General features: G+C 68.1%; 24 protein-coding genes and 1 pseudogene. 7 read left to right on the top strand and 18 right to left on the bottom strand.

The genetic code is table 11. The features are described 5' to 3' along the window. Window positions 1-56: 56 nt before the first annotated feature. From EGX94_RS09025 to EGX94_RS08980, 10 genes are all read right to left on the bottom strand, one after another. Window positions 57-1,424 carry a sn-glycerol-1-phosphate dehydrogenase gene (locus tag EGX94_RS09025; RefSeq protein ID WP_021798201.1) on the bottom strand — a complete coding sequence of 456 codons (1,368 nt, stop codon included), beginning with the start codon at window positions 1,422-1,424 and terminating at the stop codon, window positions 57-59. A 19-nt stretch (window positions 1,425-1,443) separates the two neighbouring features. Further along, window positions 1,444-3,003 carry an FGGY-family carbohydrate kinase gene (locus EGX94_RS09020; RefSeq protein ID WP_021798191.1) on the bottom strand — a complete coding sequence of 520 codons (1,560 nt, stop codon included), beginning with the start codon at window positions 3,001-3,003 and terminating at the stop codon, window positions 1,444-1,446. 65 nt (window positions 3,004-3,068) lie between these two features. Next, on the bottom strand, window positions 3,069-3,926 hold the full coding sequence (locus EGX94_RS09015; RefSeq protein ID WP_043122461.1) for an HAD-IIA family hydrolase: 858 nt from the start codon (window positions 3,924-3,926) through the stop codon (window positions 3,069-3,071). A 35-nt stretch (window positions 3,927-3,961) separates the two neighbouring features. After that, complete coding sequence (locus EGX94_RS09010; protein WP_021798212.1) at window positions 3,962-5,041, bottom strand: hypothetical protein; 1,080 nt, start codon at window positions 5,039-5,041, stop codon at window positions 3,962-3,964. Window positions 5,042-5,756: 715 nt separating this feature from the next. After that, a complete protein-coding gene (locus EGX94_RS09005; RefSeq protein ID WP_021798185.1) occupies window positions 5,757-6,590 on the bottom strand; it encodes a DeoR/GlpR family DNA-binding transcription regulator in 834 nt (277 codons plus the stop codon). A gap of 413 nt (window positions 6,591-7,003) precedes the next feature. Further along, window positions 7,004-8,695, bottom strand: coding sequence for a dihydroxyacetone kinase family protein (locus tag EGX94_RS09000; protein ID WP_123826213.1), 1,692 nt, complete (start codon window positions 8,693-8,695; stop codon window positions 7,004-7,006). Window positions 8,696-8,885: 190 nt separating this feature from the next. Further along, window positions 8,886-10,652: a hypothetical protein gene (locus EGX94_RS08995; protein ID WP_021798655.1), complete on the bottom strand. Its 1,767-nt coding sequence runs from the start codon at window positions 10,650-10,652 to the stop codon at window positions 8,886-8,888. Window positions 10,653-10,685: 33 nt separating this feature from the next. After that, window positions 10,686-12,041 carry an MFS transporter gene (locus EGX94_RS08990; RefSeq protein WP_021798665.1) on the bottom strand — a complete coding sequence of 452 codons (1,356 nt, stop codon included), beginning with the start codon at window positions 12,039-12,041 and terminating at the stop codon, window positions 10,686-10,688. A 93-nt stretch (window positions 12,042-12,134) separates the two neighbouring features. Then, on the bottom strand, window positions 12,135-12,989 hold the full coding sequence (locus EGX94_RS08985) for a phosphogluconate dehydrogenase C-terminal domain-containing protein (protein ID WP_021798661.1): 855 nt from the start codon (window positions 12,987-12,989) through the stop codon (window positions 12,135-12,137). Further along, on the bottom strand, window positions 12,982-13,803 hold the full coding sequence (locus tag EGX94_RS08980) for a sugar phosphate isomerase/epimerase family protein (RefSeq protein ID WP_021798663.1): 822 nt from the start codon (window positions 13,801-13,803) through the stop codon (window positions 12,982-12,984). The genes EGX94_RS08985 and EGX94_RS08980 overlap by 8 nt, the downstream gene beginning before the upstream one ends. 160 nt (window positions 13,804-13,963) lie before the next feature. Here EGX94_RS08980 and EGX94_RS08975 point away from each other — a divergent pair, with 160 nt between their 5' ends. From EGX94_RS08975 to EGX94_RS13460, 6 genes are all read left to right on the top strand, one after another. Then, window positions 13,964-14,695, top strand: a complete 732-nt coding sequence (locus tag EGX94_RS08975) for a FadR/GntR family transcriptional regulator (RefSeq protein ID WP_021798651.1) — start codon at window positions 13,964-13,966, stop codon at window positions 14,693-14,695. 406 nt (window positions 14,696-15,101) lie between these two features. Beyond that, a complete protein-coding gene (locus EGX94_RS13470) occupies window positions 15,102-15,452 on the top strand; it encodes a helix-turn-helix domain-containing protein (protein WP_155948349.1) in 351 nt (116 codons plus the stop codon). A 274-nt stretch (window positions 15,453-15,726) separates the two neighbouring features. After that, complete coding sequence (locus EGX94_RS14080; RefSeq protein WP_192962643.1) at window positions 15,727-16,170, top strand: transposase; 444 nt, start codon at window positions 15,727-15,729, stop codon at window positions 16,168-16,170. Next, window positions 16,167-16,316: a glycohydrolase toxin TNT-related protein gene (locus EGX94_RS14385; protein ID WP_081707487.1), complete on the top strand. Its 150-nt coding sequence runs from the start codon at window positions 16,167-16,169 to the stop codon at window positions 16,314-16,316. Before EGX94_RS14080 ends, EGX94_RS14385 begins: the two co-directional genes overlap by 4 nt. Beyond that, complete coding sequence (locus EGX94_RS08960; RefSeq protein WP_021798650.1) at window positions 16,313-16,567, top strand: hypothetical protein; 255 nt, start codon at window positions 16,313-16,315, stop codon at window positions 16,565-16,567. The genes EGX94_RS14385 and EGX94_RS08960 overlap by 4 nt, the downstream gene beginning before the upstream one ends. 66 nt (window positions 16,568-16,633) lie before the next feature. Further along, a complete protein-coding gene (locus EGX94_RS13460) occupies window positions 16,634-16,795 on the top strand; it encodes a hypothetical protein (RefSeq protein ID WP_155948348.1) in 162 nt (53 codons plus the stop codon). Between the two features lie 176 nt (window positions 16,796-16,971). On the opposite strand, the gene EGX94_RS08955 is transcribed toward EGX94_RS13460, so the two are convergent. The 5 genes from EGX94_RS08955 to EGX94_RS08935 all read right to left on the bottom strand — a co-directional run bounded on the left by EGX94_RS08955 (window position 16,972) and on the right by EGX94_RS08935 (window position 22,226). Next, window positions 16,972-17,718 (bottom strand): triose-phosphate isomerase family protein, encoded by a 747-nt coding sequence (locus EGX94_RS08955; RefSeq protein ID WP_021798666.1) that lies wholly within the window; start codon window positions 17,716-17,718, stop codon window positions 16,972-16,974. A gap of 29 nt (window positions 17,719-17,747) precedes the next feature. Further along, on the bottom strand, window positions 17,748-18,185 hold the full coding sequence (locus tag EGX94_RS08950; protein ID WP_021798657.1) for an RpiB/LacA/LacB family sugar-phosphate isomerase: 438 nt from the start codon (window positions 18,183-18,185) through the stop codon (window positions 17,748-17,750). A gap of 246 nt (window positions 18,186-18,431) precedes the next feature. After that, window positions 18,432-19,466: a 4-hydroxythreonine-4-phosphate dehydrogenase PdxA gene (gene pdxA / locus EGX94_RS08945; protein ID WP_021798653.1), complete on the bottom strand. Its 1,035-nt coding sequence runs from the start codon at window positions 19,464-19,466 to the stop codon at window positions 18,432-18,434. Beyond that, window positions 19,450-20,832, bottom strand: a complete 1,383-nt coding sequence (locus EGX94_RS08940) for a four-carbon acid sugar kinase family protein (RefSeq protein ID WP_021798664.1) — start codon at window positions 20,830-20,832, stop codon at window positions 19,450-19,452. The genes pdxA and EGX94_RS08940 overlap by 17 nt, the downstream gene beginning before the upstream one ends. Window positions 20,833-20,870: 38 nt before the next feature. After that, a complete protein-coding gene (locus EGX94_RS08935; protein ID WP_051383858.1) occupies window positions 20,871-22,226 on the bottom strand; it encodes an MFS transporter in 1,356 nt (451 codons plus the stop codon). A 220-nt stretch (window positions 22,227-22,446) separates the two neighbouring features. On the opposite strand from EGX94_RS08935, the gene EGX94_RS08930 reads away from it, so the two are divergent. Next, window positions 22,447-23,433, top strand: a complete 987-nt coding sequence (locus EGX94_RS08930) for a sugar-binding transcriptional regulator (RefSeq protein WP_021798654.1) — start codon at window positions 22,447-22,449, stop codon at window positions 23,431-23,433. A 13-nt stretch (window positions 23,434-23,446) separates the two neighbouring features. On the opposite strand, the gene purQ is transcribed toward EGX94_RS08930, so the two are convergent. The 3 genes and pseudogenes from purQ to EGX94_RS08910 all read right to left on the bottom strand — a co-directional run bounded on the left by purQ (window position 23,447) and on the right by EGX94_RS08910 (window position 26,320). Further along, window positions 23,447-24,121: a phosphoribosylformylglycinamidine synthase subunit PurQ gene (gene purQ / locus EGX94_RS08925; protein ID WP_021798656.1), complete on the bottom strand. Its 675-nt coding sequence runs from the start codon at window positions 24,119-24,121 to the stop codon at window positions 23,447-23,449. Window position 24,122: 1 nt separating this feature from the next. Next, window positions 24,123-25,280 (bottom strand): annotated as a pseudogene (locus EGX94_RS08915) (phosphoribosylaminoimidazolesuccinocarboxamide synthase). A gap of 206 nt (window positions 25,281-25,486) precedes the next feature. After that, on the bottom strand, window positions 25,487-26,320 hold the full coding sequence (locus EGX94_RS08910; RefSeq protein ID WP_123826209.1) for a WecB/TagA/CpsF family glycosyltransferase: 834 nt from the start codon (window positions 26,318-26,320) through the stop codon (window positions 25,487-25,489). Window positions 26,321-26,323: the final 3 nt, after the last annotated feature.

Raw genomic sequence — 26,323 nt, 5'->3', positions numbered from 1 at the left:
TGGGCCCTGCACCATCAGGTGCGGGGCCCACTCATTCTTCTGGGACCGCCCTGCGATCAGCCGGTCTGCGCCCAGGGCCGCCGACCCCAGAAGCCGTCGGGGGCGAAGAGCCTGTCGACCTGCTCCTCGAGCACGCCGAGCTCGAACAACGCGTCGGGCAGGGTGTAGCGGCTGCGGATCATGCGGCAGCGCAGATAGGTGTCCCGGAAGCGTTGACGGCTCAGGTCGATCTGCTGCGGGTGGTGGAACGCGCCGACCCGCTCGAGGATCGACTCGGCCCGCTCCGGCGGTACGAGCTGCTCGCGGGCCCGGGCGGTGATCACCGGCCAGGCCGTCTTGATGAGCCCGATGCGCGCGCGCAGCTGCTCAGTGGTGAGGTACTTGTCGAGCGTCTCCTTGACGGCCGGCTCGACCATGTTCCCGGTGAACCACGAGCGCACGGAGGCCTCGGTCTCCTCGCGGCTGCGCCACGTCGCGACAGCGGCCTCGGTGTCGATGGCCGAGACATCGAGGTCGACGGCGTTCTGCCACAGCGCCAGCATCGCCAGGGTGCCCAGGCCCACCTTGAAGCCGTGCGTGAGCGGCGGGTCCTGGTCCATGCCCAGGTGCTCCATCTCCCAGACGTGCGAGAACAGGTGCCCGGCCCCCGAGGCCGGGCGCGAGCTGATGCGGTAGCGCTGCATCGCCAGGCCCGAGAGCACGAGCCCCTCGGCGAGGGCGACGAAGGCGCCCGGGTCGCGGTCGACGAGCCCCTGCGGGTCGCTGATGGCGGCCTCCAGCCGGCCCTGGGCGAGGTCCCAGGAGCCCTGCTCGATGGGCTCGATGCCCAGCTCGTCGGCGAGGATCCAGTCGGCGCCGGCAGGGATCTTCTCGATGAGGTCGCCGACGCCGGTGGCGGTGCACCGCTGCGGGGCGGCGGCGAGGGTCGGCAGGTCGACGACGAGGCCCTGCGGCGCCCGGCAGCTCAGGGTCGTCTTGAAGCCGTCGACCGAGATGGAGGCCCCGAAGGCGGCGTAACCGTCCATCGAGGCCGCGGTGCACACCACGAGGTAGCGGCGCCCCAACTCGTCGCTGGCCTTCTTCACGAGGTCGTTGAGGGTCCCCGAGCCGATCACGACGGCATTCGCACCGAGCGGGGCGAGGAATTCGCGCAGCAGCTCGACGTTCTCGTACTCAGCGTAGACGCTGGGGCGGGCGGGGAAGACGTACGGCTCGGCCAACTCGACGCCGGCGCCACGGAGCGAGGCGGTCACCTGCTCGCCCGCCACGGCCCAGGTGTTGCCGTCGGCGATGACGACTCCCCCGGCGTCGCCGAAGAGCCGTCTGAACAGCCGCCCGGTCTCGCCCAGCACGTCGTCGCCCATCACCACCTCATCGGTGTCGTCGGCACTGGCGAGTGCCCGTTCGATCAGATCCTCCGACATGTCTCTCTCCTCCTTGGACTCATCGCTGCGCCTCGTGATCCACCATGGCATGGATCATCGGCTGCAACCTGGGATACGTGTCGCAGTAGGCGTCGAGGTGGAAGCGGTACTCCTCGTGGCGCTGCGGATCGGGCTCGAGGACGTCGATCTCGTGGACCATCGAGGCGGCGGCCGTGGGCAGGTCCTCGTACAGGCCCGCGCCGACCGCGGCCAGCATGCAGGTGCCGAGCACCACGGCGTCGCCGACCTCGGTCAGGGCGATCGGCACCCCGGCGACATCGGCGTGCATCTGCATCCACCCACGGCTCTTGGTCGCGCCTCCACAGGCCACCATGCGACTGACCTCGAAGCCGGCCGCCCTCATGGCGCGGAGGTTGTGGGCGTTGCCGTAGCAGACCGACTCCTGGATGGCGTGGTAGATGTGCGCCGGGGTGTGGGCCAGCGACAGCCCCCAGACGATGCCGCGGGCCTTCGAGTCCGTGTAGGGCGTGCGGTTGCCCTGGAAGTACTCGTTGATGATGAGGCCGTCGGAGCCGGGCCGGATGTCCTTGGACTGCTCGTTGAGCACGTCGTAGGGGTTGAGCCCGACGCGTTCGGCGGCCTGGACGACGTCGCGCGCGAAGTTGTCGCGGAACCACTTGAGCACCGATCCGGTGGACACCTGGGAGCCCTCGACCGTGTACTGGCCGGGCATGACGCCGTCGGTGTAGGCGCCGAAGAAGCCCTCGCCGTGGATCTCCTTGTCGGACTGGCCGGTGAGGACGTGGGACGAGCCGGTGATGAGGGCCATCTGACCGGGCCGCAGGACGCCCAGGCCGATCTGGCCGGCCCATGCGTCGGCCATGCCCTGGGCGACCGGGATCCCGGGGCGCAGACCGAGCAGCTGGGCCGGGATGAGGCCCAGCTCGCCGACCGGGACGCCCAGGTCGAGGACGCGCTCGGGGATCCTGTCGAGGGCGTCGCCGCAGCCGACGGTCTCGTAGAAGTCCCTCGGCCAACCGCCCCTGTCCCGGTTGTGGTACATGCGGATGGCGGCCGAGTTGATGTTGGTCGTCCACTCGCCGGTCAGCTTGTAGGTCACCCAGTCGGGCGCGTCGACCAGGTGGACGGCTCTGGCGTAGGTCTCGGGCTCGTTCTCGCGCAGCCAGGCGGCCTTGAAGGGATACCACTCGGCTGTCGCCGGGCAGTGGCCACCGCCGTTGTAGAGCCGCGCGACCGAATCGGAGCGGCCGGCCCGCTCGGCCTGCTCGGCGGCCCGCACGTCCATCCACATGACGGCCGGTCGGAGCTCGGCGCCCTTGGCGTCCATGGCCACCATCGTGAGGGTGGTGGCGTCGTAGGAGATGCCGGCGATCGCCGAGGCCGGGATGCCCGAGTTCTCGAGGGCCCTGTGGGTGGACGCCTGGAGCGCCTTCCACCAGTCCTCGGGGTTCTGCTCGGCCCAGCCGGGGTGCGGGTGGGCGGTCCGGTAGGGCGTGGCGGCGAAGGTGATCGGGCGGCCCTGCAGATCGCAGATGGCCACGCGGCACGACTCGGTGCCGTAGTCGATGCCCAGCACGTAGGGTCCGTTGTCAGTCATGGAACTCCCCCCTTGAGCGGGTGGACGGGATGGATGGGTGGATGGTTCCCGCCGAGCCGGGCGGCTCAGCGGTCGTCCTCGGTCCAGCCGAGCTCGCCCCAGGACGCGGCGGGGACGAGCCGGTCGACGCGGTCGAGCACGTAGGTGGGCCGGTGGGCCTCGTCGAGCGCGGCGATGTCCTCGGCGGTGGCCTCGCCGGTGAGCACACAGGCCGACCGCATGCCGGCGTCCAGTGCCATCCGGATGTCGGTCTGGAGCCGGTCGCCGACCATGACGCACCTCGTCACGTCGACGTCGAGGCCTGACAGGGCCTCGTCGAGCATCACCGTCGAGGGCTTGCCGAGGTTCACCTGGCACTCGGTGCCGGTGCAGGCCTCGATGGCGGCGGTGATGGCCGCGCAGTCGGGCTCGCCGCGCCCGCCCGGGAAGGGGCAGAAGCGGTCGGGGTTGGTCTGCACGAGGATGGCCCGCTTGTGGAACCAGATGGCGTCGAAGGCGATCTGGAGCTTGCGGTAGTCGAAGGTCCGGTCGTACGAGGCGATGACGACGTCGATCCTGGCCGGGTCGTCGCTCAGCTCGAAGCCGGCCTCGACGAGGGCGCGGCACAGGGGCTGCTCGGCGATCGGGAACAGGACGGCGTCCGGGTGGTTCGCACGGAGCCAGCGGATGGTCGTCACGACGGTGTTGCAGATGTCCTCGAGCCCCGTGGGCAGCCCCAGACCGGCCAGTTTCCGCACGTACATCCCGGGGTCCCGGGTGGGATTGTTCGACAGGAAGCGGACCGGTATCCGGCGGCGGCGCAGCTCCTCGATGAGGCGCCTGGCGCCGGGCAGGAGGTGGCCGCCGAGGTAGATCGTGCCGTCGAGGTCGAAGATGTAGGCGTCCCCGAACTCCGTCGGGCCGCTCACGGGGTCGTGGCTCATGCGTGGCTCCTTCCAGACGGTTCTGCGGCGGCCCGTCAGGACAGCAGGGCCGCCGAGGAGACGACCAGGGTGTTGCCGATCCAGATGCAGGCGGCCGGCGGGTCGACGTGGCTCGTGCCGCGGTTGTACCACAGGCGGGCGGCGAACTCGCCCAGGGCCGCGGTGATCACGCCGAAGACGCCGGCGACGAGGATCGCCACGAAGGCCATGAGCCAGGCGTGCGAGTCCCACGTCGAGGTGGCCGTCCAGGTGAAGGTGCTGAAGCTCTTGCCCATGAGGACGGGGAAGAACTGGACGGCGGCCAGGCCGGCGATGTTCGTCACGTGGTGCTGGACGGGCATGTTCCGGTTGGTGATGAGGAACAGGATGATGATGGCCGAGATGCCGAAGCAGAAGTTGTTGGCGTTGGCGGCGGCCAGACCGTCGGCGAAGCCGAGGTCGGTCAGGTGGGCGCCGATGTTGGCGGCCAGGAACAGGGAGGCGCCGCCGGCGAAGATGCCGAACAACGAGCCGATGGTGATCAGCTGGGAGGGCCTCTCCTGCCACTCGAGCCAACGGCCGTTGGGGCCGGGCTTGATCTTGGCGGGGAAGCTGGTGGCGCCCTCGTGGAAGCCCTCGGGGTTGTGCAGCGAGCCCCGGAACAGGCCCTCGCCGGGGGCCCCGCCGAAGACGATGCGGGCCAGCAGGCCGGAGCAGAGGACGGTGAAGGCGATCGAGTCGGTGTGGGAGCCGAACCACGGGACGTGGCTCACGCCGATCTGGAAGAGGTAGCCGAGGACGCCGAAGACCGCGCCGACGACGAGGACGGCGGGCCTGCCCAGACCGGCGAGCGGGGAGTTGACGTCCTTGCCGTCGGCCATGTGCCCCTTGTACCGGGCGTAGACGGCCGCGGCGACGCCGCCGGCGAAGGCGATGTGCGGGCCCATGAACGGGCCGAAGGCCAGGTAGTCGAAGCCGAAGGTGCTGCCGGTGGCCGCGAAGATCCCCCAGGAGGCGAGCACGCAGAAGCCGACGAGCACGAACGCGTAGTTGCCGCCGATGGCGGCGCCGACGGCGCCGCCTGCGACGGCGGCCAGGAGGCCGAAGAGGAAGACCCCCAGAGAAGCTGTGAACATCCTTGTTCCTTCTTGTCGTTCGATGACGGATGGTGACGCGTCCAACGTCAGACGCGTCGGCGGACTCTCCGTCGGGCGAGAGCCCGACGGAGAGCGAGCCCGTCGAGGGCCGCCGCGCGGGAATGGGTCCGGACGCCGCGCGCGCCCGCGGCCCGTGCCGTCATGGCCACATGGTCCACAGAACGAATGAAATTCTCATCATTATTCATGTGATGAAGGTCATCGTCCGCGGAGCACGAACGAACACGGGGCCGGCAGACGACCGGGACCCCCGGATCCCCCGAGGACTCCAGACGACCCCCCCCGGCGCCTAGAAAACCTTTTCGACAAGGGATCTCCTGGCGGAACCAGGCGCTCGTCGGGCTCGACGAGTCGATCGACCGGGAAACCCCATCGCATGCCCAACACCCCTCGCTCGAATCCGGCGGCTCCGGACGGCTCCGTCCGGACCCATCCTGCAGAAGCAGCCTAACAACACATGTGATGGATGTCACCACTGGTCATGTTTACATCATCATCGATGCTGTTAAAATCCGGGGTATCCCTGAGACGACATCGTCCGGGTGCGGAACCGCCCGCCAACGGGCACCGGCCGGAGACGGGCCGCGGGGGCGCGCCGGTCACCGTTCCTCCTCCGCTCCTCTCGCGGGTGCGGGCGAGGAGCCCCGGGATCTCAGCCCCCACTCGGGGCCGTGCGGGAGCGGGGCGAGCGGGCTCAGCCGCGCTTCGCGGCGCCGGTCCGGCGGGCCCGGCGTCCACGGGGCCCGGCCACGACGACGTGCACGCCGGCGGCCTCGAGGCGGCCCAGCTCCTCCTCGGGGGCCTCGGCGTCGACGACGACGTGGTCGAAGTCGCCCAGCTCGGCGAACTTGAACAGCGCCCGACGACCGAACTTGCTGTTGTCGATGAGCAGCACCCGCACCTCGCTGGAGCGCAGCATGGCCGCCTTGACCTCGGCGACCTCCTGGTAGGGGTGGAAGCAGGCCATCGAGGAGATGCCCGAGGTGGACAGGAAGCAGTAGTCGGCGTGCATCGACTCGATGTTCTGCACGGTGGTCGGGCCCATGAGGGCATGGGCCCACGAGCGGTACTCCCCGCCGGTCATGATCAGCTGGGCAAGACGGTTCTCGGTGACCTCGTCGGCCACGAGCAGGGAGTTCGTGACGATGGTCAGGGACGACAGCTCCGACAGGGCGCGCAGCAGCCAGACCGACGAGCTCGAGTCGTCGAGCATGACCGAGGAGCCGTTGGCGACGAACGTGGCCGCCTCGGCCGCGACGAGACGCTTCTCGTCCGAGGCCTGCTCCAGCCGGAAGACCGCATCGGCCTCGTGCAGCCCGCTCGCGACGGCGACGACGGTGCCGTTGTGGAGCTGGACGATGCTGCTCTGCTCGAGCACCGCGACGTCGCGGTAGATCGTCATGGCGGAGACCCCGGTCAGGTCGACGAGCTCCTCAATGGTCGACTTGCCCTTGCCGATCACCGCCTGGGCGATGGCGTACTGCCTGGCCCTGGGGCCCGAGGCCTGCCCCTCACGCGCGCCGGCCATGTGTCATCTCCTCACGAGCTCGTCCACCCACAGGATACTGAGCGGAACGGGCCCCGACCGGAGCGCCGCCGGGGGACGACACCACGTGACCAATCCGGTCGGAGGGCGGCCCAGCGCCCTATCCTTGTCACTGCATGGCGAGACTCGAGAGTATTCGCCCACACACGGAGCGCGCCGCGCTTCGCCCCTGAACCGGAGGTGTTCTCATGATTGTGCTGGTCGCAGCAACTGCCACCTTCATCGGAGCCGTCACACCCGTCGTTCAGGCCCTGCGTTCGCCCCACCGTCCCTCAGTACCCGGCCCTTCGAACGAGCCGATACTCGTCATCGCTGCCTGATTCACCACCCGGCTCTCGGAACCAGCCCGCCGCGAGATATCAACCTAACGGCAGGCCGGTTTCCGTACCGGACGATCAGCCGGCCAGCTGCTCGGCGATCCTCGTCATGTGACGCGCGAAGGAGACCGCGCCCGGGTCGGGGTGACCGAGCGAGGCGTCACCGTGCGTCGTGGCGCGCCCCTTCCTCGCCACGAGATCGGCGGTCGCCTCGGCCCCGGCGGTGGCCGCGGCCGCGGCCGCCGAGAAGGCTCCCGGCAGATCGTCCCCGGCGGCCCGCAACGAGGCGGCGAACGGCGTCGTGGCATCGACCATCGTCTTGTCGCCGGGTTGCGCGCCGCCGTTGGCCGGCACCGACTCGGCGCCCGCCGCGACGGCGGCGATCACCGTGGCGGCGTCCGCAGCCGTCTCGTCGGACAGCGCCGCGCCGACGGCCTCGAGGGCCCGGCCCCACAGCGCCCCGGAGGTGCCGCCGGCGCCCTCGGCCCAGGCGAGGCCCGCCTGGCGCATGACCGTGGCGGCGCCGGCGCCCGCGGCGACCGCCGCGGAGGCGGCCCTGGCCGCGGCCCGCGAGCCGAGCACCATGCCCTGCCCGTGGTCGCCGTCACCGGCGATCGAGTCGAGCCTGCCCAGGAAGTCGGAGTCCTCGGCCGCGGTGCGGGCCATGAGCTCGACGACCTCGGCGATCCTGGCGCCCTGGGCCGCGGACTCCGGCGAGCCGGCGGCGAGTTCGGCACTGGCCTCGGCGGCGAGCTCGCGCCTCGGGCCGGCGTGCTCGACGGCGCCCCGGGTGAAGGCGGGCGTCAGGGCCGGTGCGAGCAGGAGCTCCTCGAGCTCGTCGTCGAGGAAGACGACGCTCAGCGAGACGCCGGCCATGTCGAGGCTCGTGACCTGCTCGTCGACGATCGGGGCGACGATCTCGAGGCCGGCGGCCTCGAGGAGCCGGTCGACGCGCCCGTACAGGACGAACATCTCCTCGTACTTGGTGCAGCCCAGGCCGTTGACCAGGACGCCGACGCGCCGGGCGCCGGCGGGCCGCTCGGCCAGGACGCCGTCGACGAGGGTCCGGGCGATCTCGTCGACGCCGTTCAGCGGGTGCGAGGACAGCCCCGGCTCTCCGTGGACGCCCAGGCCGAGCTCGTAGTGGCCCTCGGGAACGGTGAACAGCGGCTCGGGCGCCCCGGGCAGGGTCGGGGCGTCGAAGGCGATGCCGAGGGTCCTGGTCGCGGCGTTCGCGCGCCGGGTGGCCTCGACGACGGCGTCGAGGTCCCGGCCGGCGGCCGCAGCGGCGCCCGCGACCTTCACGACGAAGAAGTCGCCGGCGATGCCGCGGCGCTCCGTCCACTTCTCGACCGGACGCGAGGCGACGTCATCGGTGATCGTCTCGACGCGGGTGTCGATGCCCTCGGCGTTGAGCACGTCGGCCCCCTTGCCGAACTGCAGGCAGTCGCCGGCGTAGTTGCCGAACAGCAGCAGCACGCCGCCGCCGTTGTCGGCGGCCCGGGCGACCGACACGACCTGCGAGTCGGACGGCGAGGCGAAGATGTTGCCGCAGACCGAGCCGTGGGCCATGCCCGGGCCGACCCAGCCGCAGAACGCCGGGTAGTGGCCGGAACCCCCGCCCACCACGACGGCGACCTCGCCGCGGGGCGAGGCATCGGCGCGGACCACACCGCCGTGCACCGCCTGGACGAGATCCGAGTGCGCGGACACGAAGCCCGCAAGACTGTCAGCCGCGAAGTCCAGCGGCTCGCCAACAAGGTACGTCATTGTCTCTCCTGTCCTATGGCCTATGCTCCAGCACTGAGCCGCCGCTGGCCCGGCTGAACTAATTCCTGCATGATATAGCTTTTTTGCAGCGTTGGCGAGTCCAGAGACCACCTAACGTCGTGCTCCTCCTCTCACCTCCGCCACCCCCGCCAGCGCGGACCCGCGGCGCGTTACCGACGCCCGAAGCTCGTCAGGATGGCCCGAGGGACCCCGCCGTCGCAACGCAACCCGGCGCCACCTCCAAGACTTGCGAGCCCAGCCTGAAGCGCAGGGCGGTCTTCTCCAGGTTCGACACCACCAAGACCGGATCATCCTGCCCGAGCAGCACCCATGCTGATTTCATCGTGGCGTTGAGGAAACCGATGCGCGCAGGACATCCTGCCAAGCCCATAAACTGTTTGAGCACAGTTCCTGAAGGATTCAAAGTGCCTTCGGCACGGACGACTCCTCGAGGCCCCTGAACCTCGTAGAAGCACACCTGCGAAGCGCCCGACGCCGCGGCGTTCAGGAACATCGAGCACGTCCAAGCCCCGGCCCAAGCGCTGTCATGCCGTGGATCGACGCTGCCCCAAGTTAATTCTGCCCCGTAGCCCATGGTCGAGTCGCGGTCCACGACGCCGGGATCGGTGGCCACCACGTTCAAGCGCGCTCGCAAGGTCACCGGCCCCAGGAGCAGTGGCCGGTCGTCGATCAAGGCGCGGGCCGACCCGATCACGTCTTGGACGGCGTTGAGCGCCCGCTCAATGCCGGCTTCCTCGCGGGTGTGCATCTGAGGGGTCAGCGAGAACCAGTACCCAGCGGCGCCGGGCTGCACGATGGAATGGATTTGCCTGTTGAACTCTGCGAAATGGCCGCGCGTACCGCAGATCAGCTCCGCGTCACGCCCCCGCATGGCGCACCGGAGCGCCTGCCAGAGCGGTCCTGTCGTGACATGGGTCGCCCGATCGACGACTCCGACCCTGAGCAGGGTCATGCCGGTCGCTGCGAAGGCGTCCAGGATCCCGGCGACATCATCCGGCTCACTCACAGCCATCCGCAGATCGACAGGAATCCGACCGCCCTGGGTGTCGACGCGCAGCGAGGCGAAGACACGCTCCAGCGGGTACAGATCCGTGACCTCGGCGACGATGGCCACCGGGGAAATCACCCTGCTCCGATCCAAGTCATCTTCCGTCAGATACCGCGTAGTCGCTCCTAAGGATATTCCCGGTAACCGGATCGGCGGGGTCTCGGTGATCAGCGCGTCCAAATCCACTTCCGGGCCCGCCGCGCCAGTCTCGGTCACAATGACAGGCCCGCTACACGACTTCACGCTGATCCTGACCTCGTTCTGGACGCGCGTGCCTGACTCCACCACGAAGGGAAACGGCCGAGCCAACGGCCGACTGTAGATCTTGAAAGAAGCATCGCACCAGTTCCTCTGGTCTTCCATCTCAAAAACGTCGCCCGAGAAATCGACGTGCGTCTCCAATCCGCTGCCCCAGTAGCAGATACCGACGATATCGAACACCGGCTGGTACGGGCAGACCCGAAGAGGAAATCTGAACCTCCTGGTATACCCATCAGGGGTGTAGTACGTGCCGTCACATCCCTGAAATTCGCGCGGTACCAGGACAGTCAGTCCAGTTCTCGCCGTGATGAAATCATGGTCCGGTTCGAAACCGTAGCGGATCGAGAACCCGTCGTCCCCGGCTCGAACAGTCAGATCACCGCGGACTCGCCCCTGCTCGCACGAGTACCCACCGTATATCATGATCCGCGCCGAACCGGCAACCTCATCAACGACCGTGGATTCGGGGCTCATAGCGATGGTGTTCCAGTTGGGGTCCCTTACGGCCGGTCTGACCGAATCCAGAATCCGCCTGTTTCCATATGTTATGGCGCGCACCTCGTCGCCGATCAACTCGAACGACCACTCCCCCGCGCGAATACGCCGGGGGCTTTCAACAGCACTCACAATTCCTCTTTCCGATGGTTCGGTCCGACAGTTTCACCTAGCAATCTCCTCCAGCTCGGTTCCAGGCCTGATGCTGGGAAGGAAAAACGTCGATATGGCTTGGCAGGCACCAAGAACCACGGCGATGATGAGCCATGTGGTCCGGAGCGAGACAGTTGCGGTCAGCAGAGCCCAGACGAGGCTGCCGAGCATGAACCCACCCACCAGCATCGCACTCATCCAGCTCACGCCAATCGCCCGCACGCGAGTCGGGTAGACCTCGGCCTGGTAGGTGTAGCCGACGCCCGACCATGTGCCGTTGGTGGCTTGGTAGAGCAGGAAGATCATGACCAGTAGAAGTGAGGTGCTGTTAGTGTACAAGATCACCAGCGCAAGCGGGGCGATAGCGCAGGCGGAGATCACAAGCACGGGCTTGCGCCCGAATTTCTCACCCAGCACGCCTCCCAGAATGTAGAAGAGGACACCGACAGCACCGCCAACCAAGAGCAACGAGGCGACCTTGGCCGACGTCCAGCCCTTCACTTCGACCATCCAGTAGGCAAGGTAAATGTTAGTGGCGACATACGACAGCCCGTACAGGAGCCAAGTGACTGACATTGTGACAGCTGTCCGTCGGACTCCGCCCACCTTGGAGAACAACTGGGTGAACTGCCCCTTGCGCAGGGCCTCGACGTCCACGTCGCGTTCGGCCCGCAACCGCGCGACCTCCTCCTGATGCCCAGCCTTCACTGCCTCACGCAACGCTTTAATGTGCAAGAACCTGGAGGACTCTCGGACTTTGGACCGGGCGATGGCGACGAGGACGAGAGGCAACACGCCGAACAGGAACACTGCTCGCCAACCCAAGCCGGACACGATCAAATACATGCCCGACGCCATGAATACGCCAACCGTGTACCCAGACTGAACGATCGAGTACAGCATTCCTCGTCTCTTAGCCGGCACCTGCTCGTTCACCAAGGTCACTGAGACGGCAAGCTCGGCATTCGCAAATCCAGAAGCCACGGCTCGTATCAACACCAAAGACCAGAAATTTTGAACGAAGAATGTGAGGCCGGTGAAGATCCCCGCGACAATCAGGCAGAGCATCCACGCGAATTTCCGCCCGCGACTGTCCATAACATGACCCATATACAGGGCGATAATGAACTCCGATGCGTAGACGCACATCCCCATGACGCCTAGGCTCGACGAGGAAATATTCAGATCCCTGGTGATGTCCGCGATCGTGAGGTTGAAAAGATTCGTATCATAGGCGGCAAGCGCCCAACCAAACAGGGCGACGATGATCAGATAAATCGTGTATTTGCGATCGGTGGTCTCATCCTCCGGAAACTCCTGACCCTGGGCCTGAAGACCGCCTTGGGGCCGCTCATCATATGCATTCACTTGAACTCCTTTGTGTCAGCAGATCAGTTGCACAAAACCAAGCCGGTTCCCGTCCGCCCGCCGCAGAACACGGCGACGAGCAGACGGAAAAGGTCAACTCCTGACCCTGTCGAGCTTGAGCATCTTGGCGATGACGATGTCGAGATCGTCGTCGTTGAAGATGCGCTCCCAATCGTCCTTGATGATGGCCTCACGGCCGTAGTCCATGGCCAGCAGGCAGGCGTCCGAGAAGGGGTTCGACCCGCGCAGCGCGTTGGTCAGCGCGATCCAGATGTGGCCGTGGATCATGGCGGTCACGGTCGCCTCGTCCATGTCGGTGTGCCGCACTGTGGCGTCGATGGCGTCCTTGAGGAACTGGCCGATCATGCAGCCGATCGTCTCGTTGAGGGTCGGCTCGAGCACGGCCAAGTCGTGCACCGAGGCCCAGTAGACCTTGATGACCGGGCCGTACATGGTCGAGATGATCTTCTCGGCCAGCGGCTTGATCGACTCGTCGCCCTGCTGCAGCGCGGCAACCGAGTTCTGCGGGGCGGCGACGCCCCCGAAGGTGTCGGCATACTCCTCGGGCGTGTGACGTTCGAGGAAAACCGACGGATGTGTCGGATGAGCCACGACGTAGTCGAGGTCGTCGCGCATGGTCAGCAGGCCGGCATAGGCGGCGGCCGGGTCGAGGGTCAGCACCATGGCACCGGGCTTCATCCTGGGAACGACGGCGGCGGTGACGGGCTCCAGGGCCACGTCCGGCACGGCCAGAATCGCGACGTCGACGCCACCGATGACATCGTCCGTCGGCACGACCTCGCGGCCGGCCTCCTGCACGCGCCGCCTGCCGGCCTCGCCGTTCTCGCAGTAGTAGACGGTCCAGTCGGTGCGCTGCAGATTGTTGGACACGCGCATGCCCATCTTGCCGCCGGCGCCGACGACTGCGATCTCCAGGTTCTCACTCATGATTGTTCTCCTCGGTTTCGATGTGGTTGCGGACATAATCGAGGGTCTGCCGGGTCCATCGGCGCTCCAGCGCGATAGTGGACTGCGGGTCGCCCTGCCAGGTGAGCCAGTGCTCGGCGACCATGCTGATGCCACGTTCGAAGGGGCGGACCGCCTTCATCTCGGCGTCGAAGTCGAGCAGCCCCTCCCCCATCGCCGCGCCCGCATAGATGAACCCCACCCAGCCCGCCTGGCGGGTGAAGGCGAAGTCCTTCACGTGCAGGTTCAGCGTGTACGGCGCGCAGCGGTCGATCACGTCGCCGGGCAGCTCGAGACCGGCGACGCAGTTGGCCGGGTCGAGGCAGATGCCGACCCGCGGATCGTCGACGTCGGTCACGAACTGCACTAAGCGCGCGCTGGGCAGCTGCTCGTAGGTCTCGAAGGCGATCGAGACGCCGTCCTCGTGGAGTCGCCCCAGCAGCCCCCTGACCGAGGCGAGGGACTCGTCGAGAGTGGGCTCGCCGGCGCCCACGCGCACCATGGAGCGCAGCATGCGGGCGCCCAGCGCCTCGGCGATGTCCAGGTACCTGTTCAGGTGTTCGGAGCGGGTGCCGCGAGTACCCAGCTCGAGCGCCAGCCCCAGGCCCGAGGCCTGCGCGGCGATGTCGTTCAGCTGACGAGCGTCCATTGTCTCGATGAGCGGGTAGTCGCAGATCTGGAAGACGTCGCAGCCGAGCTCGGCCGTCCTGTCGAGCATGCCCGGCAGGTCGATGGGATGCTCGACCGCCTCCGACCACTCCCAGAACAGGGCGTAGGTGCCCATTCCCAGGCCCATGGCGTGACCCCCTCGTCATCGTTCGGACGGCTCGCGCAACGCTGCGCGACGTCGCTGTGGACCACAAGCTACAGGAATACAGGTGAACCTGTCAACCGGTTAACTTGTGATCTTCTCTTCTCACCGCGTTTCCCCGAGTCGCGCCGAGTAGATTGACGCTATGCCCGCTTACGCATCAGGTCCTGCTGACGAGTTCCTCAAGGAGATGTCAACGCTCCCCCGAGGGACGACAGCCGCCGAAGTGGCCCAGCACCTGCTGGCCCACTTCGGTACCGGCCCCCTGTCGACCGGCGACCGGGTGCCGCCCGAGCGCGCGCTGGCCGAAAAGCTGGGTGTGGGCCGCTCCGCCGTCCGCGAGGCGCTGGCCGCTCTCGAACTGCTCGGTCTTGTCGAGGTGCGCCCAGGAGCAGGCACCTACGTGCGCGGCACGACATCGGATCTTCTGCCGAAGTCATTGACCTGGGGCATGCTGCTCGGCGACACCGACACGCAGCAGCTGCTCGAGGTCCGGTCCGCCCTTGAGGTCGAGGCGGCGCGCTGGGCCGCTGAACGAGCCGACGCACAAGCGATCCAGCTTCTCCAAGGCAGCATCGCGACGATGCACGAGGCCCTACCCGATCTGGAGAAAGCAGTCACCCTCGACTACCGCTTCCACGTGATCCTAGCGGACAGTTGCCACAACGACCTGGCAGCCGACCTCCTGCGCACCTGCCGAACCCTGCTGAGCATCTGGATGAACCGAGCGCTGCGCAGCGTCGATGATGCCATCGCATCCCTGACCGAGCACGAGACGATCCTGAGGGCGATCGAGAGACACGACGTCGGGTCCGCCGAGCAGGCCATGCGTGCCCACATGAGAACCGCCACCAAGCGACTGCTCGCACAGAAGTAAGAGAGACCGCCGTCCCTTTCCGCCAGGACGGTCCGGGCGGGTGGTCCCGAGGGCACGGGACCCACCGCCACTGCCGCGCCGGTGCGGTTCGTCCAGTTCCGTGGTTTGTGGGGCCGCGACCGGTTTAGGATGATCACATTCTCTCCCACCCCACTCCTTGGAGGACTTGCGATGAGTGATAGCCTAAGTCCTGATGACCTGCATGCGGCGTCTGATGGGATTTCGGGGTCAGTTCTGACTTGGCCACCAAGCTCGACACCGCGGCTGCTACGGTGCGTGGTCAGATCGGGCCGCGGAACAGCCGCAAGACCACGTACGGCACTCATTTCGCGGGCTACTATGGCCGCCATGAAACGAAACCGTATTTTTCGTGGGTTCCCTGTGCCGTTCCGGATATGATTGGGGCGTGCGGGTCGGGGTCGCCCCGGGAGAAACCGCCGTCCTGGTCGGGTGGAGGAAGCGTTCCGACAATCATGTGCTGGTGCAGATGAAGGCAGAAGCGATCCTGTACGCCTCTGAAGGAGTCGGAATCGGCATCATCGCGAAGATAGTCGAACGGGCCGGGAGGGCGGAGAGGACGGTGCAGGAATGGCCGGCTGACCGGCGGGGCACCAGGATGTACTGGGTCCTGGCCGGGCATGCGGGGAACCAGGACGCGGCGGAGCGTCCGGAAGGAAGAACTCAAGGCTGTTCTCGCCCGACCGCTCTCCCGGTCTGGTGTCCGCGCCGGGTTCTGGGACGTCCCGGCGGTACGTGAGGTCGTGAAGATCCTGTTCGACGTGGAACACCAGGCGGACTCCTCGTACCGGCTGCTCCCGCCCCTGTGCGGGCCGAGCCCCGAACCGCCCGGACCCGTTCGACGAGCACCGCGACGAGAAAGCCATCACCAGACGCATGGCCGAGGTGACGACCCAAGTCAAGGCCCTGTTGGACGCCGGCTGGGAGGTCTGCACGGCAGACGAGGTCCGCTTGGAGCACGAGGCCGAGACTCGCCGCATGCAGCCCTCAGAGGGCAGCGCACCAAGCTGTCCGTGGACCGGAAGAAGACGTCCCAGTCGTTCTCCGGCGCCCTCCCCCCGACCAGCAGAACAGTCACGCCGTACCCGACCGAGAGGAACCGGAACACCTGGCAGACGATCCTCGCACCGGACCTGCTCCAACGAGAAACCGGCACCGGCAAGACCACGGCCGTCCTGGACAACGCCCGCTTCCACCACGCCAGAGCCCTGACCGGCCTCTACGAACCGGGTCAGCTGCTGGAGCGCATCACACCGATCCATCCGCCGCCGTACGCGCCCGGCCACAACCCGGTCGAGCACGTCCGGAACGCGGCCAAGAGCAACATCGCGAACATTCAGCGCGAGACCCCCGGAGAAACCTTCAGCGCGTCCGCCCCATACGTCACCGGCCGAACATTCGACTACGACTTCGAGCACCTCCCACTCCGCGAAACCAGAAACAATTTTGTTTCATGAAAGCCATAGTCAAGCCAATCCCGGTTCAGACATCCCGAATTGCTCTCTGGTTCGGCGAACCTGGCGGTGGAATCCAACACGAGTTGCCGGTCAGTGCACAAAAATTACTTGACCACGGAATAATCAAGGAGGTTACCGCATCATGAAGATGAGTGAAGTCGCCGATTTCCTGACTGAAAAAGGGGTACGTCCAGAGATCTTCGCCATTGACACAGTCGCAACGAATGAGGTCGTGGTCCTTTATCAAGAGGGCCCCGCCCGATGGGTTGTGTTTTATGCTGAACGCGGGCTTCGTACGGACGAGAAGGTCTACTACACGGAAGAGGCCGCCTGCCGAGACATGACTGCAAGAGCTCTTGCGATGGAAGATTTTTCACGCGCACATAAACCAAAATAGAGCCGCCATGGACGGCCATTCAAAACTCTCCAGCCATGGCCGTCATGAAACGGAATCGTATTTTCCGTGGATTTCCTGTGCTGTTTCGGATGTGATTGGGACACGCAGGTCGAGGTCACCCCAGAAGAAACCTTCGGCGCATTCGCCTCATACGTCACCAGCCGAACATTCGACCACGACTTCGAGCACCTCCCCCTCCGCGAAACCAGAAACGATCTTGTTTCATGACGGTCATACGTTCCCACCTCGGATTTGCGTTAACACCCGGGTTATTTCCGAGGTGCAAACACAAAAATAAGGTGGGAACGAGGAGTGATGCCCGGTTTGGAACACGGCGGAGGGCCCGCCGACTGGGAAACAGCCGTGCCGGCGCCGGCGGGCACCAACGGGCGGGAACCCGCCGCTCAGCACCCCGCGCGTTCGCGCGCCTCCCCGGCGACCGAGACGAACGCGGCCGGGTCATGGGCGAACCGGCCCAGGAAGAGGCCGTCGATGGCCGGGTCGAGGGTGCCGAGCAGACCCGGACCGGCCGAGCCGCCGTACAGCAGACTGAGCCCGGGCACGTCGGACAGACCCTCGCGGATCCCCCGGCACACCGCCGAGACGTACTCGGACGGGGCCGGGGCCGGCGCGCCGATCGCCCAGTGGGGCTCGTAGCCCAGCCAGAGCTCGGACGGCCGGGCGTCGGCCAGGGCCGAACGCACCTGCCCGACGCACTTCGCGGCGGCCTCGGCCTCGGTGGAGCGCTCCGCCTCGCCGATGCACAGCAGCGGGACGATGCCGTTGCGGGCGGCGGCGGCCGTCTTCGCGGCGACCATCGCGTCGTCCTCGCGGTAGATCGTGCGCCGCTCGGCATGCCCCACCTCGACGACCCGGACGCCGAGGGCCGCCAGGTCGACGCCCGACACCTCGCCGGTGCGGGCGCCCCGGTCGTCCTGGCAGAGGTCCTGGGCGCCGAGCAGGATGCCCGAGCCGTCCAGGATCGCCCCCGTCTCGGCAATGGTCAGGAAGTCGGGCAGGACCGCCAGACGGACGGCGTCCGACAGGCCCCGCTCGGCGCCGACTAGGTCGACGAGCGAACGGGCGTACTCCAGCGTGCGGGGGCGCTCGAAGTACATCTTGAGGCTCACCGCGACGATCGGCCTGTTCACGATCGGTTCCCCCTCGCCTCGGCGCGGCCTCAGTGCTCGGCCTCGTACTCGCAGATGCGGGCGACCTTGACGCCGCTGCGCGAGTCGGGGTCGAACTCGTTGGCCAGGTAGTTCTCCAGAAGGACCTTCGCGGTCTCGATGCCGAGCACCTGGGAGCCCATGGCGATGAGATTGGCGTTGTTGGACAGGGTCGCCCGCTGGGCCTGGTAGACGTCGGCGACGCAGGCGCAGTAGGCGCCGCGGACCTTGTTCGCGGCGATCGAGACGCCGATGCCCGTGCCGCAGACGACGACGCCGCGGTCGGCCCCGCCGGCCACGACGTCCTCGGCGACCCTGGTGGCCACGTTGGCGTAGATCGGGTCGTCGGAGCCGTAGTCCTCGACCTCGTGGCCCAGCTCGACGGCCCTGGCCATGAGGGCCTTCTTGAACTCGGCGGCATTGGGGTCGCACCCGAAGATGAGCTTCATGGGATTCCTCTCGTCCGAGACGGTGTGTGGTTCTGAGACGGTGCGCGGTGTGGACGGTGCGCGGTGCGCTCCGCGGCGATCGGTGGCGGCGGGCTCGCGGCGACGCCGCCACTTCGCCGCCGATCCTATATGACTCATGCGGGTACGACTCATGCGGGGGCGGGACGGCCGGGCCGCGCGTGCTCGCGGCACGACCCGGCCCGCCCCGGGTCGCTCCGCCCTCCGACGGGGCCGGGCCCGGGAGGATCAGGGGCGGGAGGCCTCGGCCCTCGCGTCGATCTGCATCTGCGAGTAGACGGCGGCCACGCGCGTCGACTCGATCATCGACTCGCCCTGGGCGATGCCCTTGCCGGCGATGTCGAAGGCCGTTCCGTGGTCGACCGAGCTGCGCATGAAGGGCAGGCCGAGGGTCAGCGTGACGGCGTTCTGGAAGTCCAGCGTCTTGCAGGCGATGTGACCCTGGTCGTGGTACATCGACAGGATGGCGTCGTAGTGGCCGTCCAGGTTGAACGCGAAGATCGCGTCGGCCGAATCCGGGCCGTGCGCGTCGATGCCGAGGGCCCGGGCGTCCTCGACGGCCGGCGCGATGTGCTCGATCTCCTCGGTGCCGAACAGGCCGCCCTCGCCGACGTGCGGGTTGAGGGCAGCGACGCCGATCGACGGGTGCTCGAAGCCGAACTTCTTCAGCTCGGTGTCGATGTTCCCGAGGAACTCGAGGATGCGGTCGTGGTTGGCCAGGTCGCAGGCCTCGCGCAGCGAGACGTGCCGGCTGACGAAGAAGACGCGCAGCCTGTGCACGTTGAACATCGTCAAAGCGTACGGCGAGCCGGTGAGCGCCTGGTAGATCTCGGTGTGGCCGATGTAGGGCACCTCGGCCGCCTTGAGGGCGGCCTTGTTGATCGGGGCCGTGGAGACGCCGTCGATGCGACCGGCCATGCCGAGCTCGATCGACTTCTCGATGTACGAGTAGGCGCGCCTGGCCGCGGCGACCTGGATCGCGCCGAACCCGATCGTCGCGTCGGGCTCGACGCCGGTCTCGAGGAGGTCGACGGTGCCGAACTCGTTCCTCGCCTGCTCCGGCCCGGTGATGACGTTGAGCTTCAGATCCCTGACGCCCTGGATCTCGGCGGCCCGTTCGAGGGAGTCGGCGCTGCCGATGACGAAGGGATCGCAGATGTCGTGGATCCGCTCGTCCTGGATCGTCTTGAGGGTGATCTCCGGGCCGATGCCGGCAGGATCGCCCATGGTGATCGCCATGGTGGGCTTACGCGTGTGCGCCATGAGTGCGCATCCTTTCGTCGAGGATTCGGTTGACGGATTGAACGGCGGTGACCTCGGTGCCCGTCAGACCGCCCTTGCAGACGACGGGGAGCCCCTCGTAGGGGCCGCCGGTGATGATGCCCTGGTCGACCTGCGGAATGACGTAGTCGACGAGGGTGATGCCCTTGGCCCCGAAGGCCTCGCAGCCGGCCACCATGACGTCGCCGCCGGTGAGGTACAGGCCTGCGCAGTCCTGCCTGCCGATGACGTCGAGGACGCGCCGGGCCAGGGCGCCGAAGCGTACGGTGAGCCGCTTGGCCGGTTCGGGGCCTGTGAGGCCGGACAGCTCCTCCATGACGGCCTTCGGCGTGGTCGTGCCGCTGTAGACGGTGTCGAGCGCGCAGATCATGACGCGCGGCGGCGCGGCGGCCTCGTCGAGCAGACGGCGGGCCTCCGCCTCCGCCCTGCGGCACTCGGCCTCGTGGGCCGAGACGTCCCTGTCGAGCATCGCCAGGACGTCGACCGAGAGCGTGACGGCCCCGGGCGCCTCGGCCAGCCTGGTGATCTGGTTGTGGGTCACCCGCGTGGCGCTGCCCGCCACGACGAGCACCGTGCCCGTCTCGCCCGGCACCGGGTCGAGGCGGGTGACGCGCTGCGGCACCTCGGCGGGCCGGATGGCCCCCGCGTGCACCGCGACGCGGTCGGTGAACGGGCCCGGGTCGACGCAGACGATCGGCCAGCCGAGGTCGACGACGGCCTGGGCGATCTGGTCGACGTCGTCGATGCTCAACGCGTCCACGAGGAAGATCCGGGTCCCCTCGCGGCGCAGCTCGACGAGCTCGTGCTTGATGGCCTGCCTGCCCGAGATGACGGGCCTGATGCTCACGTGCCCGAGCCCGGCCTTGAACTGCTCGCGGAAGAGGGTGGGCAGGTGGGCCTGGTGCACCGGCGTGCGCACGTCCTGCGCGACGCCGGTGCGGGTCAGGAGCACCGAGTCGATGAGCGAGTAGCCCTCGATCACGACGCGCCGCGACTGGGGCATGGCCGGCACGACGACCGCCATGTACTCGGAGCCCAGGGCCGAGAGCATGCCCTCGACCTCCGGCCCCACGCCGCCGCGGACCGTCGTGTCGATGCGCTTCGCGAACATCCGGGCGCCCTGCTCCTCGAGGATCCGGGTCGCGTCGCGCACCCTCCCGAAGGCCACCCCGGCGGACAGCGGGCGCGAGTCGGTGCTGACGATCGCGGCGGCGTTGTCGGGCAGGGGCGTGGTCGCGACGTACGAGGGGTCGAAGAACACGGTGGCGGGCACGCCCTCCCGGGCGATGAGCGCGCCGACCGTCGTTCCGCCGGTCAGGTCGTCCGCGACGATTCCCACATTCGCCATGAGTCAGCACCTCCTTGTGCAGGGTTCATCGTCGCAGATCAGGCCCGGGTCGCGGTGGCGGCCCCGACCTTGGGCGCGGGCCGCCCCTCGGTGAGGGTGAGGATCAGCACGAGGCCGATGAGCAGGACGACGACGAAGTAGCTGAAGGCCACCGTGTAGTTGCCCCCGAAGGCGTCCAGCAGGGCGCCGACGATGATCGGGGCGAAGAAGCCGCCGAGGTTGCCGCCGGAGTTGATGACCGAGATGGCGAAGGGGTAGGTCCCGTCGGTCGTGAGGTTCATCGCGTAGGCGGTGAACATGGGCCAGCCGATGTTGAGGAAGAAGCCGGTGAGGATCAGCGAGCCGACGACCAGGACCGTGTTCTGCGGGACGACGAGCACGACGACCATCATGACAGCGGTCATGAGGGCGGTGATGAGCATGGTGGGCTTGCGGCGCCCGCGGAAGACGCGATCGGAGACGACGCCGCCCACGAGGGCGCCGACCAGGCCGCCGATGGACGGGGCGGAGGCGACGAAGCCCATCTTGATGAAGTTGTAGCCGCGGGCGGTCACCAGGTACGAGGGGATCCAGGTGAGCATGCCGTACAGCACGTTGTTCATGAAGAAGTAGGCGATGGTGTTGCCCCAGATGTTCCAGGACCGCATGATCCTGCCGTTGGTGTCGAGCGGCTTCTCGTCGCGCAGCCGGATGAGGCGGTCGATCCAGCCCATGTCGCCGAAGTCGACCCTCTTCTCGGTCCCACCGGTGTCGGTGCTCGTGATGCGGGCGAGCTCGGCGGCGTTGACGCACCTGGACTGGCCGGGGTGGGTGCGCTGGACGAGGAAGAAGACGATCGCCATGACCACCCCGGGGACGGCGAACCAGTGGAACACCGAGCGCCAGCCCTGGGCGTTGGCCAGGGCCACGGCGATGATCGGCACGATGATCGGCGCGAACTGCGTCGAGGCGATGTAGACGCCGGTGGCCGTGCCCTTCTCCTTGGGCGGGAACCAGGCGTTGACGGTGGAGGTCATGCCGACCGGGGTCGGGCCCTCCATGAGGCCGAGCAGCAGGCGCAGCACGAGCAGGGCCACGGCGGTGGTCGCGAAGCCCATGCAGAAGGTGATGATCGAGAAGAGCAGGACGGCCAGCGAGACGATGTGGCGGGTGCCCTTCTTCGTCATGACGAGGCCGGCGGGGATCTGGGAGATCGCGTAGCCGAGGAAGAAGAAGCTCGAGATGGCGCCCGAGGCGAAGTTCGAGATCTCGAACTCGCCCTTGATCATCGGCAGGACGGCGCCGATGTTGGAGCGGTCGGCCATGCAGATCACGTAGGTGATGAAGATGACGGTGAGGACGACCCAGCGATAATGCGTGGGACGCTCCTCGTGGTGAAGTGTCGACGATGACATGCGTGCCCCATCTGGTGTGCGGTGGACGATGTGTACGAGTCGGGAGGGGCCCCGAGACGAGACAAGACTACACAAATTCTCATCATTGTCCATATGAGAGGGTCTTGATGCGAGATTTTGGGAAAATATCGCATTGTTGACAGTGTGGCGGTATGCTGGGAGTCGCCTCGCCGAGGAGGCACCCGCGCACCTGCGGGCCCTCGATCCAGGAAGTCATCGCATGATCGTCGGACAGTCGGGCAGGACGAGCCGGGCGCTGCGCCCCGTCGAGCGCGCGCGTCTGGCCGACGCCGCCGAGCTCTACTGGGTGCAGGGGAAGAAGGTCGAGGAGGTCGGCGCCGAGCTCGGCGTCTCGCGCTCCACGGTCTCGCGCATGCTGGCCCGGGCCCGCGCGACGGGCGTCATCCAGTTCACCGTGCACCGCGAGGAGGGTCCCACCGACCAGCTGCGTCACGAGCTCGAGCAGCGCTACGGCGTGAGCGCCACCGTCGCCCCCGTCGAGCACTCCGAGACCGCCCGGGAACGGATGCTGGCCGTCGCGGTCCAGACGGCCTCTTGGCTCGACGCCTTCGTCCGACCCGGCGTCATCCTCGCCGTCGCCTGGGGCAGCACGGTCGAGAACATCTCGCTCCAGCTCCGCCCTCACCCCGTCCCCGACATGCAGATCGTCCAGCTGCACGGCTCGGGCAATGTGGCCACGCTCGGCACCAACTACGCCGGGCTCATCCTCGACCGCATCGGCAACGCCTTCGACGCCCAGGTGCACTACTTCCCCGTGCCCGCCTTCTTCGACTCGGCGAGCACGCGCGCCGCGATGTGGCGGGAGAAGTCCATCCAGCAGGTGCTGGCCCTGCGGGCCGGGGCCGACCTGCTGCTCACCAGCGTCGGCACGCCCGACGGCGAGCTGCCCGGGCATCTCTACGACTCCGGCTACCTGACCGCCGCCGACATGGCGCAGATGGAGCGCGAGCACGTCGTGGGCAACCTGGGCGGCATCTTCTTCCGCACCGACTCCAGCACCGACCGCATCGACGTCAACGCGCGCTCGACCGGACTGCCGTTCAACGAGCTGCGCCACATCCGCCGGCGCCTGCTCGTGGCGGCCGACCCTGCGAAGTCGCCGGCCATCCGCACCGTCCTCGGCGCCGGTCTCATGACCGACGTCGTCGTGGACGCGGCGACGGCGCAGGCCGTCGTCGAGGCCTGAGGGGCCCGACGGCTCAGACGCGGGCCGCGAGGAACTGGAGGACGGACTCGAAGAAGCGGCGCCCGTCGAGCGACGTGCCGATGAGCTCGTCGACGTTGTGCTCGGGGTGGGGCATGAGGCCCACGACGTTGCCGCTCCGGTTCGTCACACCGGCGATGTCGGCCCGCGAGCCGTTCGGGTTGTCGAGATAGCGGAAGACGACCTGCCTGTTGTCCTCGAGGGCCTCGAGGGTGTCGTCGTCGCACATGTAGTTGCCCTCGCCGTTCTTCAGCACGATGCTGATCTCCTCGCCGGGGACGAAGGCGCAGGTCCACGTCGTGTCGTCGGTCTCGACGCGCAGGCGCTGCTCGCGGCAGATGAACCTGCGGCACTCGTTGCGGATCATGGCGCCGGGCAGCAGGTGCGACTCGCACAGCACCTGGAAGCCGTTGCAGATGCCGAGGACCGGCACGCCCCGCCCCGCCGCCGCGATGACCTCGTCCATGACCGGAGCGAAACGGGCGATGGCGCCGCACCGCAGGTAGTCGCCGTAGCTGAAGCCTCCGGGCAGGACGACCGCGTCGACGTCCTGGAGATCGTCCGAGGCGTGCCAGAGGCCGACCGGTTCGGCGCCGCAGATCCTGATGGCGCGCAGCGCGTCCTGGTCGTCGAGGGTACCGGGGAAGGTGACGACGCCGATCCGCGCCATGTCAGTCCTCCTCGACGCGGACGGCGAAGGCCTCGATCACGGTGTTGGCCAGGAGCTTCTCAGCGGCCTCGTGGATCTGCGCCAGACGCTCGTCGGTGATGGCCCCGTCGACCTCGATCTCGAAGCGCTTGCCCTGCCGCACCGACAGGCCGTCGAAGCCGAGCCGCGCGAGCGAACCGGTGATGGCCTTGCCCTGGGGATCCAGGATCTCGGGCTTGGGCATGACGTCCACAACAACTCGTGACATGATCAGAACCTTATCGTGCGGGGCCGCTCAGACGGCCAGCCGCTCGCCGGTCAGCCGCCCGTAGGCCTCGAGGTAGCGGGCCCGGGTGGCCTGGACGATCTCGTCGGGCAGCGCAGGCGGCCGGGCGCCGGAGCCGCGGTCCCAGCCGGAGTCGTTGAGCAGCCAGTCGCGCAGGTACTGCTTGTCGAAGCTCACGAGGGAGCCGTCCTCGTCGTAGGCCCCGGCGTCCCAGAAGCGGGACGAGTCGGGCGTGAGCACCTCGTCGGCGAGCACGATCGTGCCGTCCGGGAGCTTGCCGAACTCGAACTTCGTGTCGGCCAGGATGATGCCCCGCTTGCGGGCCACCGGCGCGGCGGCGCGGTAGAGGGACAGCGTGAGGTTGCGGACCCGCTCGCCGTCGTCGGGCACCTCGAGGCGATCGACCATCTCGTCGAAGGTGACGTTCTCGTCGTGCTCGCCGACGGGGGCCTTCATGGCGGGCGTGAAGATCGGCTCGGGCAGCTCCGAGCCGTCGTGCAGGCCCTCGGGCAGCCTCACGCCGCAGACCATGCCGGTGCTCCGGTACTCCTCCCAGCCGGATCCGGTGAGGTGGCCGCGGGCGACGCACTCGACGGGGATCATGTCGAGCTCCTGGACGATGACGGCGCGGCCCTTGACGGCCTCGGGGACGTCGGTACTCGCCACGTGGTTGGCGACGATGCCCGAGAGGCGGTTGAACCACCACAGGGAGAGTCGGGTGAGGATGATCCCCTTGTCGGGGATCGTGGAGTCGAGGACATAGTCGAAGGCCGAGATGTTGTCGGTGGCGACCATGAGGATCCGCCCGGGGCGGTCCGGCAGCGAGTAGAGCTCGCGGACCTTGCCGGCGTGGAGGAGGGGAAGACCGAGATCTGCATACTGGGGGTCAGTCACGCGCCCATCCTATGCCGGAGAGCGCCCCCGGGGACGGCGGTTCACGGGCCGGCGCGATCGCGACGGGGCCATCGACGCCGTGTCGTGATGCGGACGCCGCAGACCGGTCGACCCCGGGGAGCGAACAGACCGGCCAGAGCGGAGCCGGGCGGGCTCCGGCCGACCGGGAAGAGGGCCCGGCCTGCGGCACGCACGGGCCGGTGCGGTCATCCGCGAGCCGGCTCACGCCCCCGGGCGCCGGACGCCCCGCGGAGCAGGGCCGCGGACGCCGCAGGAGCGGCGCCCGTCCCGTCCCAGCGGCCCGCGGGGCCCGGCGCGGTGCAGCGGTCGATGCCCAGCCCGTTGAAGGGGCCGATCGTCTCGAGCAGCTCGACGAGCGCGCCGGCCCCGAGGAGGAAGCGGGCGGCCTCGATCGTGTAGCGCCCGCACAGCCGACGCGGTTCGTGGACGATGCGCCAGGCCCAGCCCAGGCGCATGCGGTGCACCCAGCCGGGGAAGTACTGCTCGGCGTGGTCGAGCTGGTCGAGCCAGCCGCCGGCGGTGACGACCGCCGCGTCGGGCAGCCACTCGTGGATCTGCAGGGCGACCCTCTCCTGGAGTCCGGCCCCCAGTCCGATGACGACCAGGCGCGGCGCGACGTCGACGAGGGCCGACGGATCGGCCAGCAGGGCCTCGAGCCCCCCGTAGCCGTCGAAGACGATCGCGGGGTGCCGGCCGAGGCGCCCCGCCGCGGCGGCCGCGACGCCGGGGGCGGCCCCGATGAGGGCGACCCTGTCGTCCGGGGCGAGGACCTCGTCGAGGACGATCGGCAGCACCAGGTCCGCGGAACTCCGCCCGACCCGGTGGCCGTGGTGGTGCAGCACCATCTGGAGGAGGGTGCCGTCGAAGCCGATGAGCCGCATCCGGGACAGGGCGGGCCAGTCGGCGTGCAGGAGCGACCAGTGGTTGAGCCAGGTGACCACCGCACCGGGGCGCCCGGCCTCGCGCGCGAACCGCTCGAGGAACTCCCGGTCCAGGCCCCCCGGGCACCGATCCGTCATCGC

The sequence above is a fragment of the Propionibacterium acidifaciens genome, assembly GCF_003798325.1.
Classification (GTDB): Bacteria; Actinomycetota; Actinomycetes; order Propionibacteriales; family Propionibacteriaceae; genus Propionibacterium; species Propionibacterium acidifaciens.
The sequence above is the reverse complement of the archived record's forward strand: the minus strand, read 5'-3'. Positions and strand labels throughout refer to the sequence as shown.